Below are 460 nucleotides of genomic sequence, written 5' to 3'. Positions count from 1 at the left end.
TAGCGCATTTTCAATACCATATTCGGTATAATCCACTTCACTTGGATTTGACGCGTAAATCACTTTAATAAAGTTACCATTGGCAATAATGGCTTCATTTTCTTCATCGACAGAAATGGTTCCTGCAAATGAACCATGAATCGAGTCACGGCGCAATAAAGACGCACGTTTAGCCAAATCGCCATCCGAACCTTTACGCACCACAATCGCTTTTAAGTTTAAACCACGACCAATACCGGTTTGCTCAATCATTAATCGCGCCAAGATACGACCAATACGACCAAAACCATAAAGCACAACTTCTTTCGGCTCTACTTCTGCAGCACGGCCTTCAATCCCCTTCACTGCATTGGCAACAAAGGTATCGACATCTCCACCTTTTTCTCTAAACTCAACAGCAAGTTTACCTAGGTCAACTTCTGCAGAACCAATGTTATCAAGCTTAGAAAGAGCTTCTAAC

General features: G+C 42.0%; 1 protein-coding gene. It reads right to left on the bottom strand.

Features of this window, described 5'->3' with window-relative positions; genetic code table 11:
* Positions 1–460: glyceraldehyde 3-phosphate dehydrogenase NAD-binding domain-containing protein (locus tag I2F62_RS13140; RefSeq protein ID WP_324627422.1), on the bottom strand; the 460-nt coding region annotated here is incomplete at both ends.

Origin of the sequence: Acinetobacter sp. MD2(2019) (assembly GCF_035615615.1) — a bacterium.
GTDB lineage: Bacteria > Pseudomonadota > Gammaproteobacteria > Pseudomonadales > Moraxellaceae > Acinetobacter.
The sequence above is the reverse complement of the archived record's forward strand: the minus strand, read 5'-3'. Positions and strand labels throughout refer to the sequence as shown.